A 15,586-nucleotide genomic window follows, 5' to 3' on the forward strand; every position below is an offset into this window, starting at 1 on the left:
GAAAGAGCGCAACCGGGGCGACCATGATCACGATGTCACATACGGCGGCGATCGGCGCAGAGGCGCACGCCGCGCCGAGGGCCAAGGCGCGCAATCTGTCGCTGGACCGCGCCCGCACCTTCCTGACGCTGGTGGTGCTGCTGCATCATGCCGTCATTCCTTACACCCATTTCGGTCACACCGATCCCGCCTCCTGGATCGGCTTCGACGTCGTCGTGCTCGCCACCGACAGCTTCTTCATGGCGACGTTCTTCTTCCTGTCGGGCCTGTTCACCTGGCCCGGCATCGCGCGCAAGGCGCCGTCGGTGTTCCTGCGCGACCGCCTGCTGCGGCTCGGGCTGCCGTTTATCATCGCCGCCTTCACCGTCATTCCGCTCGCCTATTACGCGATCGCGCTGCGGGCCGATCCCGAGCTGAGCTTCGCGTCGTTCTGGTGGAAGACGATCACCGTCGGTCCGTGGCCGAGCGGCCCGCTCTGGTTCGTCTGGGTGCTGCTGGCGTTCGACCTGACCGCGAGCCTGCTCTACCGGAGCTCGGCGCATCTCGTCGATCCCGGCAACCGCGTCTCGCTCGCAGGGTTTAAACGGCCGTTCGTGTTCTGGCTGATGCTCGCGGTGGTCTCGATCCTCGCCTATGTGCCGGTGCTGCTCTATTTCGGCGGCAGCAAATGGTTCGAGCTCGGGCCGTTCTCGGTGCAGGCGAGCCGCATCCTGCTCTACTTCGCCTATTTCTTCATCGGCGCCAGCGTTGGCGCTGCGAATTTCGATCGCGGCATCCTCAGCGCCGAGGGCCAGTTGCCGAAGAGCCGCTGGTTGTGGGTGATGATCACGCTGATCCCCTACTGCCTGATGTGGGTGATGATCTACATCAAGCGCGAAATCCTGGGGAATCCCGACCCGCAGCCGCACTGGTACCACGCGATCTACGGCACGTTCGTCGTGCTGTTCTCGGCCTCGATCCTGCTCGCGATCCTCGCCTTCTTCCTGCATTCGAAGGCGCCGGGGCCGACCCTGCTCGATCGCATGCAGGCCGATGCCTACGGCATGTTTCTGGTGCACTACCCGATCGCGCTGTGGATCCAGTACGCGCTGTTCGACTATTCGCTGGCGGCGATCGTGAAGGCCGCGATCGGTTTTGTGCTCACGGTGATCCTGAGCTGGGGCCTGACGGCGGCGTTGCGGAAGATTCCGGGTGCGACGCACGTGCTGTGAGGCATCGCGCCCGTAGCCCGGATGAGCGCAGCGATATCCGGGAAACACTGTCAGCAAAGACCCGGATGTCGCTTCGCTCATCCGGGCTACGAGATTGAGGCGGCGCCTTACGCCGCCTTCCCGCCCATATACTCCGGCAGCCAGCGCTCGTGCGACTTGCGCAGCGCATCGATCGTAACAGGCGCTTCGCCCGCGATCGCGATCGCATCGCCGCCGGTGGTGCCGATCCGCACGCAGGGCACCTCGCAGCCGCGCATCTTGGCGAGCACGCGGCCGGCTTCAGCTTCGGGCACGGTGACGAGATAGCGCGCCTGGTCCTCGCCGAACCAATAGGCCTGCGAGACCAGCGCGGTCGGCGCTGCCAGCAGCTTCGCACCGACGCCGCCCGCCATCGCCATCTCGGCGAGCGCGATCAGCAGGCCACCGTCGGAGAGATCGTGCACCGCAGTCGCGGTGCCCGCATGGATCATGCCGCGCACGCAATCGCCGTTGCGCTTCTCGGCGGCGAGATCGACCGGCGGCGGCGCGCCCTCCTCGCGACCGCAGATGTCGCGCAGATAAACGGACTGACCGAGCCAGCCGTGGGTTTCGCCGATCAACAGGATCGCCTCGCCCTCAGCCTTGAACGCGAGCGATGCCGACTTGGTGAAGTCGTCGAGCAGGCCGACGCCGCCGATCGAGGGCGTCGGCAGGATCGCGCGGCCGTTGGTCTCGTTGTAGAGCGAGACGTTACCGGAGACGACCGGGAAGTCGAGCGTGCGGCAGGCTTCCGAAATGCCCTTCAGGCAGCCGACGAACTGGCCCATGATCTCGGGGCGCTCGGGATTGCCGAAATTGAGATTGTCGGTGATCGCGAGCGGCTTGCCGCCGACCGCGGTGATGTTGCGCCAGGCTTCCGCCACCGCCTGCTTGCCGCCCTCGAACGGGTCGGCCTCGCAATAGCGCGGCGTAACGTCCACCGTCAGCGCCAGGCCCTTCGGCCCGTCCTGCACGCGCACCACGGCGGCATCGCCGCCCGGACGCTGCAAGGTGTTGCCGAGGATGACGTGATCGTACTGCTCCCAGACCCAGCGCTTGCTGCACATGTCGGGCGTGCCGATCAGCTTCTCCAGCGCAGCACCGAGCGCCACCGGCGCCGGCACGTCGCGCGCATGCACGACCGACAGCGGGCTTGAGGCGACATGCGGGCGGTCATAGAGCGGCGCCTCGTCACCGAGCTCCTTGATCGGCAGGTCGGCCATGACGTCACCGCCATGCTTGACCACGAAGCGCTTGCTCGGCGTGGTGTAGCCGACCACGGCGAAGTCGAGGCCCCACTTCTCGAAGATCGCCTCGGCTTCCTTTTCCTTCTCGGGCTTGAGCACCATGAGCATGCGCTCCTGGCTCTCCGAGAGCATCATCTCGTAGGCGCTCATGCCGGTCTCGCGGGTCGGCACCGCGTCGAGATCGAGATCGACGCCGAGATCGCCCTTGGCGCCCATTTCCACGGCCGAGCAGGTCAGACCCGCCGCGCCCATGTCCTGGATCGCGATGACGCAGCCTTTCTCCATGATCTCGAGGCAGGCTTCGAGCAGCAGCTTCTCGGCGAAGGGATCGCCGACCTGCACGGTCGGGCGCTTCTCCTCGGACTTGTCGTCGAATTCGGCCGACGCCATCGAGGCGCCGTGGATGCCGTCGCGGCCGGTCTTGGAGCCGAGATAGACGATCGGCATGTTCACGCCGGAGGCGGCCGCATAGAAGATCTTGTCGGCATCGGCGAGGCCCACCGCCATCGCATTGACGAGGATGTTGCCGTCATAGCGGGTGTGGAAGCGCACCTGGCCGCCGACCGTCGGCACGCCGAAGGAATTGCCGTAGCCGCCGACACCGGCGACGACGCCGGAGACGAGATGCCGCGTCTTGGCATGCTCGGGCGCACCGAAGCTCAGCGCATTGAGGCAGGCGATCGGGCGCGCGCCCATGGTGAAGACGTCGCGCAGGATGCCGCCGACGCCGGTGGTCGCGCCCTGATAGGGCTCGATGTAGCTCGGGTGGTTGTGGCTCTCCATCTTGAAGACCACGGCCTGGCCGTCGCCGATGTCGATCACGCCGGCGTTCTCGCCCGGGCCCTGGATCACCCAGGGCGCCTTGGTCGGCAGGCCGCGCAGATGGATGCGCGAGGACTTGTACGAGCAGTGCTCGTTCCACATCGCCGAGAAGATGCCGAGCTCGGTGAAGGTCGGCTCCCGCCCGATCAGCTTCAGGATGCGCTCGTACTCGTCGGGCTTGAGCCCGTGGGCGGCAACCAGTTCGGGGGTGATCTTGGGTTCGTTCTTCATGGATTCGGGGCTTTCGGCGGCGGTTTGGCCGTTCTTAGGAACATCGGGGGCCTACGAAAAGCCCTTTATGGCGCATTTTCCCGCTGTCCCACGTTTTGCGGGCAGGCGGTCGCGGGAACAGCAATTGCACGGCGTGGACGGATCGGATTTAAGGGCTAAAGACCCGCAATTGAAGGCCCGTTTCCTTGCACGAATTGACCAAAACACCTCCGCCCCACCGTCCCGACCTCCATATCGCGACCGAGGGGGAATTTACGGGCTGGCAGACCTGGATCCGCGACAGCTTTGAGAACCATATCGGCCCCTTCTGGCACCGTTTCGAGGCGGACGGCCGGGTCCGCTGCGCCTTCCGGGTCGAGAAAAAGCACCTTAACGGCTCCCAGAACGTGCATGGCGGCTGCTTCATGGCGTTCGCCGACTACTGCCTGTTCGCGATCGGCCGCCACGCCCTGCAGGGCAAGGGCGTAACCGTCAATTTCGCCTGTGAATTCCTCGACGCGGGCCATGAGGGCGAGCTGATCGAGTGCACCGGCGAGGTGACCCGGGCCGGCGGCTCGCTGATCTTCCTGCGCGGGGAGATGACGGCCGGCGAGCGCCGCCTGTTCACCTTCTCCGGCACGATCAAGCGGGTGAAGCGGAAGCCGCTCCCTCAGCCAAACGCATAGCTCGGCGCCTTCCCTTTTCGCGCCCCCTCGCCCAGACTTGGGTCGAGCGCACTCGCGCCGGGGAGCAAGAACAAGGTGCCGCAGAGCACATCGGGAACGGGGCGCACGGCGGCCTCCGTCGCATCGCCGTTGCCGTCCATGTCCGCCACCGGTGCGCGGAGTTGGCGCGACTATGCGCTGCTGTTCGCACTCGCCTGCTGTTGGAGCTCGACCTATCCGCTGGCCAAGCTCGCGCTGGACACCATCCCGCCCATCACCTTTATCTCGGCGCGCTCGCTGATCGCGGCCGCCTTCCTGTTCGCGATCCTGCAGATGCGTGGTGTCAAGCTGCCGACCGACCTGAAGGCCTGGAAGCTGTTCGCGACCCAGCAGCTCATCAACTCGACCTTCCCGTTCCTGGTCATCACCTGGTCGCAGCAATATGTGCCGGCCTCGAACACGGTAGTGCTGGCCTCGACGACGCCGATCTTTGCCTTCCTGATCACCTCGCTGATCACGCGGCACGAGCCGGCAACGCTGTTGAAGCTCGCCGGTGCGATCCTCGGCCTTGGCGGCACCATCGCCATTGTCGGGCTCGATGCGCTGCGCGGCTTCGGCAGCGAGATCATCGCGGAGATCGCGATCCTGCTCGCCACCATCTCGTTCGCCTGCGCGACGATCTTTGGTCTCAGATTGTCCGAATACGACCCGATGGTGGTAGCGACCGGCTCGCTGTTGTTCGGCGGCCTGGTGCTGCTGCCGCCGTCGCTGGTCATCGACCAGCCCTGGACGCTGCACCCGACCCCGACCGCGATCGTCGCCACCATCGTCATGGGGATCGTCTCCAGCGCGCTGGGCTTGATGCTGTTCTACGTCTGCCTCGGCCGGCTCGGGACGCTGACGACCAACGCGCAAGGATATCTGCGCATCCCGATCGGCGTCGGCCTGTCCGTGCTGCTGCTCGGCGAGAGCGTGCCGTCGAACCTGGCGCTGGGCCTGCTGCTGGTGATGGCGGGCGTCGCCGCGATGACGGTGCCGGCGGAGAAGTTCAAGCTGCGTTAGTTCAAGTCGAAAGCTGCTTCTCCGCGATCGTGAGCCATTCGGCCTGCGCCTCGCGCAGATATACTTTGAGTTGCCTCGCTCCTCGCGGAAATCAGCACCCGGACGTGCGCCTTGATGGCGACGAGGAGTCAGTCGTCGCCAACGCGATGCAGGTTCATAAGATGGCAGTGAAAGCCGTTACGGCTTGGCGTCGTCCGCCAGCATCTTCCGGTATTTCTCGACGTCGCGCGTCACCAGTTGCTGAAGCAACTCCGGCGTATGCTCGTTGTCGTCGGGCGCGACGGTCGAGAGATCGGCAAAACGATTTTTCACCGCGTCGGTCTCGACCGCGGTACGCGCCGCTGCATTCAGCCTGGCGATGACGGCCGGCGGCGTGCCCTTGGGCGCGAACAGGCCGTTCCAGCCCTGCGCCTCGAATTCGGGCAGGCCGGCCTCCGTCGAGGTGGCGAGGTCAGGCAACGTCGCGAGCCGCACGGTCGAGCCGACCACGAGGCCCCTCACCAGCTTCTCGTTGATCGATTGCGCGACGGAAGCGGCAGCATCGCAGACGCCGTCGATCTGGCTGCCGATCGCGTCCGTGAGCGCAGGCGCGGCGCCGCGATAGCCCACCAGCGTGGCGTCGATGCCGGCGGCCGTCACGAAGCTTTTGCAGATGAGGTAGTTCGACGAGCCGACGCCGGCATGGCCGAGATTGATCTTGCCGGGATTGGCCTTGGCGTAGGCGATGAACTCTTTCAGATCCTTCGCCGGAAAGTCCTTGCGGATCGCGATGATGCCGAAGGTCTTCGCCACCATCGCGATGGGCACGAAGGACTCCGGCGTGAACGGCAGTTTTGGATAGATCGTGTAGGTCGCCGCGTTGGTGCCGGCATTGCCGATCGCGATGGTGTAGCCATCGGGCTCGGCGCGCGAGGCGCGCGCCAGCGCGGTCGAGCCGCCGGCGCCGGCAACGTTCTCGATCACGATGGTCTGGCCGAGCGCGATGCCCATCTGCTCGGCGACCGTGCGCGCGATCACGTCCGACGTGCCGCCGGCCGCGAACGGCACGATCATGGTAACAGGACGCTTGGGAAAATCCTGCGCGAACGCAGCAGTTGCGAGCGACGCTACCGCGATCGCGGCGAGAGCCCGCTTCACCACGAACGAGATCACGCGGCCTTTTCCAGATGCGCGGTGAGGCCCGCGAACAGGCCGCGGCCGTCGGTGCAGCCCATGATGTCTTCGACGTGGTTTTCCGGATGCGGCATCATGCCGAGCACGTTGCCCTTGTCGTTGACGAGCCCGGCGATGGAATGCGCGGCGCCGTTGATGTTGTGGCTCTCATCGACCGTGCCGTCGGCGGAGCAATAGCGATAGAGCACCCGCCCCTCGCCTTCGATGCGCTTGATGGTCTCTTCATCCGCCTCATAGTTACCCTCGCCATGGGCGACGGGCACGCGGATCACCTGGCCGGCATTGTAGCCGCGGGTGAACGGCGTGTCGGAGCGCTCGACCCGCAGATGCACGTCCTTGCAGATGAATTTCAGCCGCGCATTGCGCATCAAGACGCCCGGCAGCAGGCCGGATTCGCAGAGGATCTGGAAACCGTTGCAGACGCCGAGGACGAGGCCGCCCTTGGCCGCATAGTCGCGCACCGCGTCCATCACCGGCGACCGCGCCGCGATCGCGCCACAGCGAAGATAGTCGCCGTAGGAGAAGCCGCCCGGCACGACCACGAGGTCGGTGCCCGCGGGCAGCGAGGTCTCGGCGTGCCAGACCATCGCGGGCTCTTGGCCCGAGATGAGCTTCAGCGCGCGAGCCATGTCGCGCTCGCGATTGATTCCGGGGAAGACGAGGATGGCGGCCTTCATCAGAGCAGCTCGACCCGATAGTTCTCGATCACGGTGTTGGCGAGCAGCTTGTCGGCAGCTTCCTTCAGCGCGGCTTCCGCCTTGGCCTTGTCGGCGCCGGCGAGCTCGATGTCGAACACCTTGCCCTGGCGGACGCTGGCAACGCCGTCGACGCCGAGCGACTTCAGCGCGCCTTCGATGGCCTTGCCCTGCGGATCGAGGATGCCCGTCTTCAGGGTAACGGTGACACGTGCCTTCACGTCAAAATCCTCTTCAGCTCTTCACCAGCACGGGACCCGTGCCCTGCGGACGCTCGTTCTCCATGAGGATGCCGAGGCGCTTTGCGACTTCTGTGTAAGCCTCGAGCAGGCCACCGAGGTCGCGGCGGAAACGGTCCTTGTCGAGCTTCTCGTTCGACTTGATGTCCCACAGACGGCAGCTGTCCGGCGAGATCTCGTCGGCGACGATGATGCGCATCATCTCGTTCTCGAACAGCCGGCCGCACTCCATCTTGAAGTCGACGAGGCGGATGCCGATGCCGAGGAAGAGACCGGTGAGGAAATCGTTGACGCGGATGGCGAGCGCCATGATGTCGTCGATCTCCTGGGGCGTCGCCCAGCCGAATGCGGTGATGTGCTCTTCCGACACCATGGGGTCGTTGAGCTGATCGTTCTTGTAATAGAATTCGATGATCGAACGGGGCAGCTGCGTGCCCTCCTCGATGCCGAGGCGCTGCGACAGCGAGCCGGCGGCAACGTTTCGCACCACCACTTCGAGCGGCACGATCTCGACCTCGCGAATCAACTGCTCGCGCATGTTGAGACGGCGGATGAAGTGGGTCGGCACCCCGATGTCGTTGAGGTGCTGAAACAGGTACTCCGAGATCCGGTTGTTGAGGACACCCTTGCCCTCGATCACCTGATGCTTTTTCGCATTGAACGCGGTCGCGTCATCCTTGAAGTGCTGGATCAGGGTACCGGGCTCGGGACCTTCATACAGAACCTTTGCCTTGCCTTCATAAATGCGACGCCGACGGCTCATGGGGATGTACCGTGTTTTGTTGAAATCCATGTATTTGGTGTGCTCCGGTTACCAGGTTACGACCCACAGCGGAGCTGCCGTGAACGGCCCGGAACCCGTCTGGAACCCAAGGAAATCCCAAGGAAACAGAACGGGAACCATGCCTTCAGGCAACCTATCCGATTGGCTGTCCCAGCACAATCGATCCGGCCATCCGACGCTGACTTATACCGCCTTGCCTGCGGCTTAACGGCTCGTTGTTTTGCCGATTCCTGCCCCCTATCTAGGCATGCGCCGTGGCCCTCGCAACGAGGGCGGCCAAGGGCGGTCAGGTCGAGTCAGCCAGGAATTGGAAGAGGAATGAGCGAAATCAACAAGCGCGAGGAAGGCTTTGAGAAGAAGTTCGCCCTCGACGAGGAGCAGAAGTTCAAGGCGGAGGCCCGCCGCAACCGGCTGCTCGGCCTGTGGGCAGCCGAAAAGCTCGGAATATCGGGCGAAGCCGCCACAGCCTACGCCAAGGAGGTCGTTGCAGCCGATTTCGAGGAAGCCGGCGACGGCGACGTCCTGCGCAAGGTCATGGGCGATTTCGCAGCCAAGAACGTGGCGGTCACCGAGCAGGCGATTCGCGCCAAGATGAGCGAGCTGATCGCGGTCGCGGCGGCCGAGGTGAAGGCGGGGAAGTAGGCCAATAGGGAGTGGCGAATAGCGAATGGCCCCATTCGCTACTCGCAATTCGCCACTCGCCCCCGTCACCCTTCCTTGAAGCCATACTCCGGCACGTTGCCGCTGGCGCCGTAATATTTGTACGGCAGGAACTTACCTGACATCGTGATCTTGACGCGGTCGCCCTTCGGGTTCGCCACGCGCTCGATCCCCATGTCGAAGTCGATCGCCGACATGATGCCGTCGCCGAATTCTTCCTCGATCAGCGCCTTCCAGGCCGGCCCGTTGACCATCACCATCTCGTAGAAGCGGTAGATCAACGGATCGGTCGGCGGCATCGGCGTGCCGGTGCCGCGCATCGGCACCTCGTTCAGCATCGCGGTCTCGGCCTTCGACAGGCCGAACAGCTCGCCGGCATTGGCGGCCTGCGGCTTCGTCAATTTCATCTGGCCGAGAATGGCACCGACGATCAACACCTCCGCATAGCCGCCGATCTGCTCGCAGATGTACTTCCAGGTCCAGCCCTTCTCGCGCTTGATGTCGAGCAGCTTCTCGGTGAGGTCTTCGCGTTTCATGTTGCGTCTCCTTTCAAAAGCATGATCCGGAAAGGTGTGAAGCGGTTTTCCGAAGATCATGCGTCAACAAAAATCAGGCGCTCAATCCGGGAGTGGTCCCCGGCATCCGGGTCTGTCGTGGCTCCTCGCCGTTTGATGCGAGCGAGAGGCCCGGCTTGCCGATATGCACGACCGGCACATTGCGCGGATCGTGATCGGGCTTCTCGGTGGTGAACGTCTTGCTGCGCGTCACCAGGAAATCGATGATGTGGTTGCGCAGCGCGTAATAGAGCGGATGGCGGTGCAGATCGGTGCGGCCGCGGTCCCTCGGCAGCGGATTCTCGACGACTTCGGCGAGCACCGCGCCCGGACCGTTGGTCATCAGGAAAATCTTGTCGGCGAGATAGATCGCCTCGTCCACGTCATGGGTGATCATGAACGCGGTCTGTCCGGTCTCGAGGCAGATGCGCCGCACCTCGTCCTGCAGCGTGCCGCGCGTCAGCGCATCCAGCGCCGAGAACGGCTCGTCCATCAGCATCATCTTCGGCGTGATCGAGAGCGCCCGCGCGATGCCGACGCGCTGCTTCATGCCACCCGAAAGCTCGGACGGCCGCTTGTGCTCGGAGCCGGTGAGCCCCACGAGATCGATGAAGGTCTGCGCATGTGCCTTCACCTTGGTGCGATCCCAGCTCCGCCACTTCGAGCTCACGGCATAGGCGACGTTGCCGAGCACGGTGCGCCAGGGCAGCAGCGCATGGCTCTGGAAGATCACGGCGCGGTCGAGGCTGGTGCCCGAGATCGCCTGCCCGTCGACGATGACCGCGCCCTCGCTCGGCGCATCGAGGCCGGCGAGGATATTGAGCACCGTGGTCTTGCCGCAGCCGGAATGGCCGATCACGCAGCAGAACTCGCCGCGCGCCATCGACAGCCAGAGATTCTCGAACACCGTGGTCGTGGCGCCGCCTGCGCCCGGATAGCGCTTCGCGATGCCTTCGATGGAGACGAATTTGTCGGTCATGGCCCCTACTCCGGAAAGGTGACCATGCGCGTGAAGCGCGCGAGGATCTGGTCGAGCAGCATCCCGACGATCCCGATCAGCAGGATCGCGATGATGACGTTGGTGATCGACAGGTTGTTCCACTCGTTCCAGACGAAGTAGCCGATGCCGGTGCCGCCGACGAGCATTTCCGCTGCGACGATCACGAGCCAGGCGATGCCGATGGAGATGCGCATGCCGGTCAGGATCGTCGGCGCCGCCGCCGGCAGGATCACGGTGAAGGCGCGCCGGACGGTGCCGACCTCCAGCGTCCGCGCAACGTTGATCCATTCCTTGCGCACGCTGGCGACGCCGAACACGGTGTTGAGCAGCATCGGCCAGATCGAGCAGATGAAGATGACGAAAATCGCCGAGATCGAGGAATCCTTGATCGTGTAGAGCGCGAGCGGCATCCAGGCCAGCGGCGAGATCGGCTTCAACACCTGGATGAAGGGATCGAGCGCCTGGCTGAGCAGCGGCGACATGCCGATGAGGAAGCCGAGCGGAATGGCGACGAGCACCGCGAGAAGATAGCCGGTGCCGACGCGCGCGATGGAATAGGCAAGCTGGATGCCGAGCCCCTTGTCGTTCGGCCCGTTGTCGTAGAACGGCCGTTTCAGATGCTCCCAGAGCTTGGCGCCGACGTCGAGCGGCCCGGGCATCGCCGACTTGCCCTGCGTGGCGGTGAGGCCCATCAGCTTGGCGTATTCCGGGCTCATCGTCGTAACCGGCGCCGTCGAGCGCGTGGCGAGATGCCAGATGCCGAGGAACGCGGCCAGCAGCGCGATCGAGACGAGGCCGGCGCGGAGGCGGAGGGAGGATGTCATCTCCTCACGACGCCTTTTTGATCTTGAAGCTGGCGACGTAATCCTCCGGCTTGGCCGGATCGAACGTCTTGCCCATTACCGCGAACGATTTGTAGCTGCTCGCCGGCGGCGACAGGCCCATCTCGGTCATCAGCTTCTTGGTGTCGGTCGCCAGATACACCTGCTCGGCGACCGCCTTGTAGTCGACATCGCCCTTGATCTGGCCCCAGCGCTTCATCTGCGTCAGCATCCACACCGCAAAAGACTGCCAGGGGAATGGATCGAAATCGACGCGCTTGGCGTCGGTCTTCACCCCGCCGAGGCCGTCGGCATAGGTGCCGGTCAGCACCTGCTCCAGCACCGTGACGGGCGCGTTGATGTAGTTGGCGGGCGCGATGGCCTCCGCGATCTGCTTGCGGTTCTCCGCCTTCGACGCATAGGCGGTCGCATCGACGATGGCGCGGGTCAGCGCCGCAAAGCTGTTCGGCGCAGTGATGATGAACTCCTTGCTGGCGGCGAAGCTGCAGCAGGGATGGCCGTCCCAGATCTCCTTGGACAACAGATGCATGAAGCCGACGCTGTCATAGATCGCGCGCTGGCAGATGTTGTCGGGCGCGAGGAAGCCGTCGATGTTGTCGGCGCGCAGGTTCGCGACCATCTCCGGCGGCGGCACTGAACGGAGTTGCACGTCGGTATCGGGGTCGAGCCCATGCTCGGCGAGATAATAGCGCAGCAGATAATTGTGCATGGAGTAGTCGAAGGGGATCGCGAATTTCAGGCCCTTCCAGTCCTTCGGATCGCGCTTGTCCTTGTGCTTGGCGGCGAGCACGATGCCCTGCCCGTTGATGTTCTCGATCGCGGGCACGGCGAAGGGAATGGCGTTGGCACCAAGGCCGAGCGAGATCGCGATCGGCATCGGCGCCAGCATGTGCGCGGCGTCGTATTCCTTGTTGATGGTCTTGTCGCGGATCACGGCCCAGCCGGCTGTCTTGACCACTTCGACATTGAGGCCGTGCTTGGCATAGAAGCCCATCGGCGCCGCCATGATGATCGGCGTCGCGCAGGTGATCGGGATGAAGCCGACCTTGAGGTCCTTCTTCTCGGGCGCGCCGGTCTGCGCAAAGACCTCGGTCGCCGTCTTCAGCGGGAAGAACTGCGACAGCGCTGCAAGCGCGGTGGACGCCCCGACCGATTTCAGGAAGGCGCGCCGCGCCACATCCTGCGGAAACATCGCGCGCATCACGGCGGAGGCGACGACGCCCTCGTAACGCTTCTCCTCGCTCTCAACGGGATCACAACGCAACGCCGCAGCCTGCTCGTGCTCCGCCGCGGACTGGTGCTGGCCACAAACGCAGCCGGGTCGAAGGTTGCGATCGGGATCAAACGGATTGTCGAACGTGGACATCGAACCTCCTGCGCGTCATTGCGAGGAGCAATTACGCAAGGAGCATGCCACCCCTTTCCGGGCAGCCAGTGCCCTGATGATGCAGCACTTTCGGGCGCGCTTGGCCATTACGAAAACTCGTGATAAACGGAATCTCGTAGTTCAATGACGAGATTTCGTAATGGTGCCGACGTCAATGCCAGGCCACGACGATGCGGCCCCAGCGCTCGACCCGCGCGTCGCAGCATTTGAATCCTCGGTCGAGGCAACGCTGCTGGTCGATCCCTATGGCGACCAGATCGTGGATGCCAATCCGGCCGCCTGCACCCTGCTCGGCTACGACCGCGCCCTGCTGCGGCAGACCAAAGCCAGCACCCTGCACGCCGGCGAGCTTCCGGCCCTCACCGTCTTCACCCAGGCGGTGCTGCACAAGGGCGCCTACTGGACCACGACGCTCAATCCGCGCCATGCCACCGGCCAGGATCTCAGGCTCGAATATTCGGGCTGCATCCTGCCCCATGACGGCCGCACGCTGGTGCAGCTCACCCTCACCGATCTCGACGCCCGCCGCCGTCGTAATGTCGATGCCGCCGCCGAAGACCACATGCGCAGCGGCATCTCCACCTGGCAGCGGGTCGAGCGCGTCTTCCAGGACATCGAGCGCGAGAACCAGTTGATCCTGCGCGCTGCCGGCGAAGGCATCTATGGCGTCAATGCCGAGGGCAAGACCACCTTCGTCAATCCCGCCGCCGAGCGCATGCTGGGCTGGACCGCCGAGGAGCTGGTCGGCAAGGAGATCCATCCGATCGTGCACCACACCCATCACGACGGCAGCCACTATCCCGATCACGACTGCCCGATCTATGCGGCGTTCCGCGACGGCGCCGTGCACCAGGTCGATGGCGAAGTGTTCTGGCGCAAGGACGGCTCGCCGGCCTGGGTGGAATACACCTCCACGCCGATCCGCGACCGCGGCGTCGTGGTCGGTGCCGTCGTGGTGTTTCGCGACGTCAGCCAGCGCCGCGAGGCCGACGAGAAGCTGCATGCCGCGCTCACGGAAGTGGACCGCCTGCGCGAGCGGCTGGAGCTGGAGAACGCTTATCTGCAGGAAGAGATCCGCATCGAGACCAATCCGCGCGGCATCATCGGCGGCAGCGAGGCGATCCAGAAGACGCTGCGCCAGGTCAAACTGGTGGCGCCGACCACCGCGGCCGTGATGATCACCGGCGAGTCCGGTACCGGCAAGGAGCTGATCGCGCGGGCCATTCACGAGGACTCCACCCGCAGCGACCGGCCGCTGATCCGCGTCAACTGCGCCGCGATCCCGCGCGAATTGTTCGAGAGCGAGTTCTTCGGCCATGTCCGCGGCGCCTTCACCGGCGCGACGCGCGACCGCATCGGCCGCTTCGAGCTCGCCGACGGCGGCACGCTGTTCCTCGACGAGGTCGGCGAGATCCCGCTCGAATTGCAGGGCAAGCTGCTGCGGGTGTTGCAGGAGGGGAATTTCGAACGCGTCGGCCAGGAGCGTACCCGCGCGGTCGACGTCCGCGTCATCGCCGCGACCAACCGCGACCTCAAGCAGGAGGTCCAGCGCGGCCGCTTTCGCGAGGACCTCTACTTCCGTCTCAACGTGTTTCCGATCGAGACCGTGCCCCTGCGCGAACGGCGCGAGGACATTCCCCTGCTCGCCCAGCATTTTCTGACGCGCGAGAGCAAGGCGCTGAAATCCAATCTGCGCCTATCGGAAGGCGATGCGCGGCGGCTAACGCGCTACGACTGGCCCGGCAATGTCCGCGAATTGCAGAACGTGATCGAGCGCGCCGCGATCCTGTCGCAGAACGGCCGCCTGCGCATCGACCTGCCCGATCCGTCCGGCATGCAGCCCCCGGCCGGCGCGTCGCGTCAGAAGGCCGACGCGCGTCCGGCGGTGATGACGTCAGCGGAAATGCGCGACCACGAGCGCGCCAACATTTTGGCCGCACTCGAGGCCTGCGCCGGAAAAGTGTTCGGCCCCGGTGGCGCGGCCGAGATGCTCGACATCAAGCCGACCACGCTGGCCTCGCGGATCAAGGCGCTGGGGATCGCGCCCCGTCCGCGGGCCATGTGATCGCGCGTGCTCAGGCCGCCTTGGTGGTGACGCCGGATGCGATGGGCAGCCCCTGCTCGATCGGCAGCGAGGGATCGCGCGACCATTCGTTCCAGGAGCCGAAATACATCCGCACATCCTTCACGCCGGCGTTCTTCAGCGCGAGGAAGGTGTTCGAGGCGCGCGCGCCCTTGAAGCAGTAGAGATAGACCGGCGTCGTCGTCGAGATGCCGACGGTGGCGCATTCCGCCAGGATCTCGTCCTTCGACTTGAAGCGCGGGCCTTCGGCGGTCGGCTTCATCATGCGATACCATTCCAGCCACACCGCGCCGGGGATACGGCCCTTGCGCGGGCAGAAATCCTTGCCGTAGGGCGACGAGCTGTCGCCGATCCACTCGTCGACGTCGCGCACGTCGAGGATCGCGATGCCGGGCTTGCCGACGGCGCCGAGCATGGTCTTCGCGTCGATCAGAATCTCGCCCGCTTCCGGCACGATCGCGAACGAGGCCTTGGCCGGCGTCGGCACGTCCGTCGTCACCGGGAAGCCGGCGGCCGACCAGGCGTCGAAACCACCATGCAGCACCTTCACCTTGGGATAGCCGAGCATGGTGAGGAGGTAATAGCCGCGACAGGACTGGCCGAAGCCCGAGTTCATCGACTGCTCGTAGATCACAGCCGTTTCCTTGCCCGACAGGCCGGCACCGCCGAACGCGTCGGCGAATTTGGTCTTGAGCTCGCTGATGCCCTCGGGCGTCGAGGTCGCGAGGAACGTGAAGATCTCGTGCACGTTGACGGCATCAGGCAAGTGCCCGGCGGCGTAGGCATCGGGATTGCGGGTGTCGACGATGACACACGGCTCGCTCTTCAAGAGATCGGCGAGTTCGACGGCAGTGATCAGGACGTCAGTCATGGCAGCCTCTCCGTTGAGGTTGGGGGTTCGTCTCTTGGGGTGGACTCGTAGAACTCAAGGACT

General features: G+C 64.8%; 15 protein-coding genes. 5 read left to right on the forward strand and 10 right to left on the reverse strand.

Features of this window, described 5'->3' with window-relative positions:
- Positions 1–23 precede the first annotated feature (23 nt).
- Positions 24–1,211, forward strand: a complete 1,188-nt coding sequence (locus RAD16_RS30830; RefSeq protein WP_458161586.1) for an acyltransferase family protein — start codon at positions 24–26, stop codon at positions 1,209–1,211.
- 107 nt (positions 1,212–1,318) lie between these two features.
- On the opposite strand, the gene purL is transcribed toward RAD16_RS30830, so the two are convergent.
- A complete protein-coding gene (purL, locus tag RAD16_RS30835; RefSeq protein ID WP_458161587.1) occupies positions 1,319–3,529 on the reverse strand; it encodes a phosphoribosylformylglycinamidine synthase subunit PurL in 2,211 nt (736 codons plus the stop codon).
- A 185-nt stretch (positions 3,530–3,714) separates the two neighbouring features.
- Between purL and RAD16_RS30840 the strand changes: the two genes are divergently transcribed.
- Both RAD16_RS30840 and RAD16_RS30845 read left to right on the forward strand, forming a co-directional pair.
- Positions 3,715–4,194 carry a PaaI family thioesterase gene (locus RAD16_RS30840; protein ID WP_458161588.1) on the forward strand — a complete coding sequence of 160 codons (480 nt, stop codon included), beginning with the start codon at positions 3,715–3,717 and terminating at the stop codon, positions 4,192–4,194.
- Positions 4,195–4,269: 75 nt separating this feature from the next.
- Complete coding sequence (locus tag RAD16_RS30845) at positions 4,270–5,235, forward strand: DMT family transporter (protein WP_458161589.1); 966 nt, start codon at positions 4,270–4,272, stop codon at positions 5,233–5,235.
- Between the two features lie 177 nt (positions 5,236–5,412).
- Here the strand turns inward: RAD16_RS30845 and RAD16_RS30850 are convergent, their stop codons facing one another.
- Genes RAD16_RS30850 through purC form a run of 4 tightly spaced genes read right to left on the reverse strand, consistent with a single transcriptional unit; the run spans position 5,413 to position 8,105 of the window.
- Entirely contained in the window at positions 5,413–6,387 is a 975-nt protein-coding gene (locus RAD16_RS30850; protein WP_458161590.1) for a tripartite tricarboxylate transporter substrate binding protein BugD, read from the reverse strand.
- A complete protein-coding gene (gene purQ / locus RAD16_RS30855) occupies positions 6,384–7,085 on the reverse strand; it encodes a phosphoribosylformylglycinamidine synthase subunit PurQ (protein ID WP_458161591.1) in 702 nt (233 codons plus the stop codon). Before purQ ends, RAD16_RS30850 begins: the two co-directional genes overlap by 4 nt.
- Positions 7,085–7,324, reverse strand: a complete 240-nt coding sequence (gene purS, locus RAD16_RS30860) for a phosphoribosylformylglycinamidine synthase subunit PurS (protein WP_235545190.1) — start codon at positions 7,322–7,324, stop codon at positions 7,085–7,087. The genes purQ and purS overlap by 1 nt, the downstream gene beginning before the upstream one ends.
- Before the next feature lie 13 nt (positions 7,325–7,337).
- Positions 7,338–8,105 (reverse strand): phosphoribosylaminoimidazolesuccinocarboxamide synthase, encoded by a 768-nt coding sequence (purC, locus tag RAD16_RS30865; protein WP_172782948.1) that lies wholly within the window; start codon positions 8,103–8,105, stop codon positions 7,338–7,340.
- A gap of 339 nt (positions 8,106–8,444) precedes the next feature.
- Here purC and RAD16_RS30870 point away from each other — a divergent pair, with 339 nt between their 5' ends.
- The gene (locus RAD16_RS30870; RefSeq protein ID WP_458161592.1) at positions 8,445–8,768 is read left to right on the forward strand and encodes a DUF1476 domain-containing protein; all 324 of its coding nucleotides are present in this window, start codon (positions 8,445–8,447) and stop codon (positions 8,766–8,768) included.
- A 65-nt stretch (positions 8,769–8,833) separates the two neighbouring features.
- Here RAD16_RS30870 and cynS read toward each other — a convergent pair whose 3' ends face one another.
- From cynS to RAD16_RS30890, 4 genes are all read right to left on the reverse strand, one after another.
- Complete coding sequence (cynS, locus tag RAD16_RS30875) at positions 8,834–9,322, reverse strand: cyanase (protein ID WP_458161593.1); 489 nt, start codon at positions 9,320–9,322, stop codon at positions 8,834–8,836.
- A 73-nt stretch (positions 9,323–9,395) separates the two neighbouring features.
- Positions 9,396–10,319 (reverse strand): ABC transporter ATP-binding protein, encoded by a 924-nt coding sequence (locus RAD16_RS30880; protein WP_458161594.1) that lies wholly within the window; start codon positions 10,317–10,319, stop codon positions 9,396–9,398.
- Positions 10,320–10,324: 5 nt separating this feature from the next.
- A complete protein-coding gene (ntrB, locus tag RAD16_RS30885) occupies positions 10,325–11,164 on the reverse strand; it encodes a nitrate ABC transporter permease (protein WP_458161595.1) in 840 nt (279 codons plus the stop codon).
- A 4-nt stretch (positions 11,165–11,168) separates the two neighbouring features.
- Positions 11,169–12,548, reverse strand: coding sequence for a CmpA/NrtA family ABC transporter substrate-binding protein (locus tag RAD16_RS30890; RefSeq protein ID WP_458161596.1), 1,380 nt, complete (start codon positions 12,546–12,548; stop codon positions 11,169–11,171).
- Between the two features lie 160 nt (positions 12,549–12,708).
- Here RAD16_RS30890 and RAD16_RS30895 point away from each other — a divergent pair, with 160 nt between their 5' ends.
- Positions 12,709–14,634 carry a sigma 54-interacting transcriptional regulator gene (locus tag RAD16_RS30895; RefSeq protein ID WP_458161597.1) on the forward strand — a complete coding sequence of 642 codons (1,926 nt, stop codon included), beginning with the start codon at positions 12,709–12,711 and terminating at the stop codon, positions 14,632–14,634.
- 10 nt (positions 14,635–14,644) lie between these two features.
- Here RAD16_RS30895 and RAD16_RS30900 read toward each other — a convergent pair whose 3' ends face one another.
- On the reverse strand, positions 14,645–15,523 hold the full coding sequence (locus RAD16_RS30900; RefSeq protein WP_458161598.1) for a sulfurtransferase: 879 nt from the start codon (positions 15,521–15,523) through the stop codon (positions 14,645–14,647).
- Between the last annotated feature and the right edge of the window lie 63 nt (positions 15,524–15,586).

The organism is Bradyrhizobium sp. 18BD (assembly GCF_054185225.1).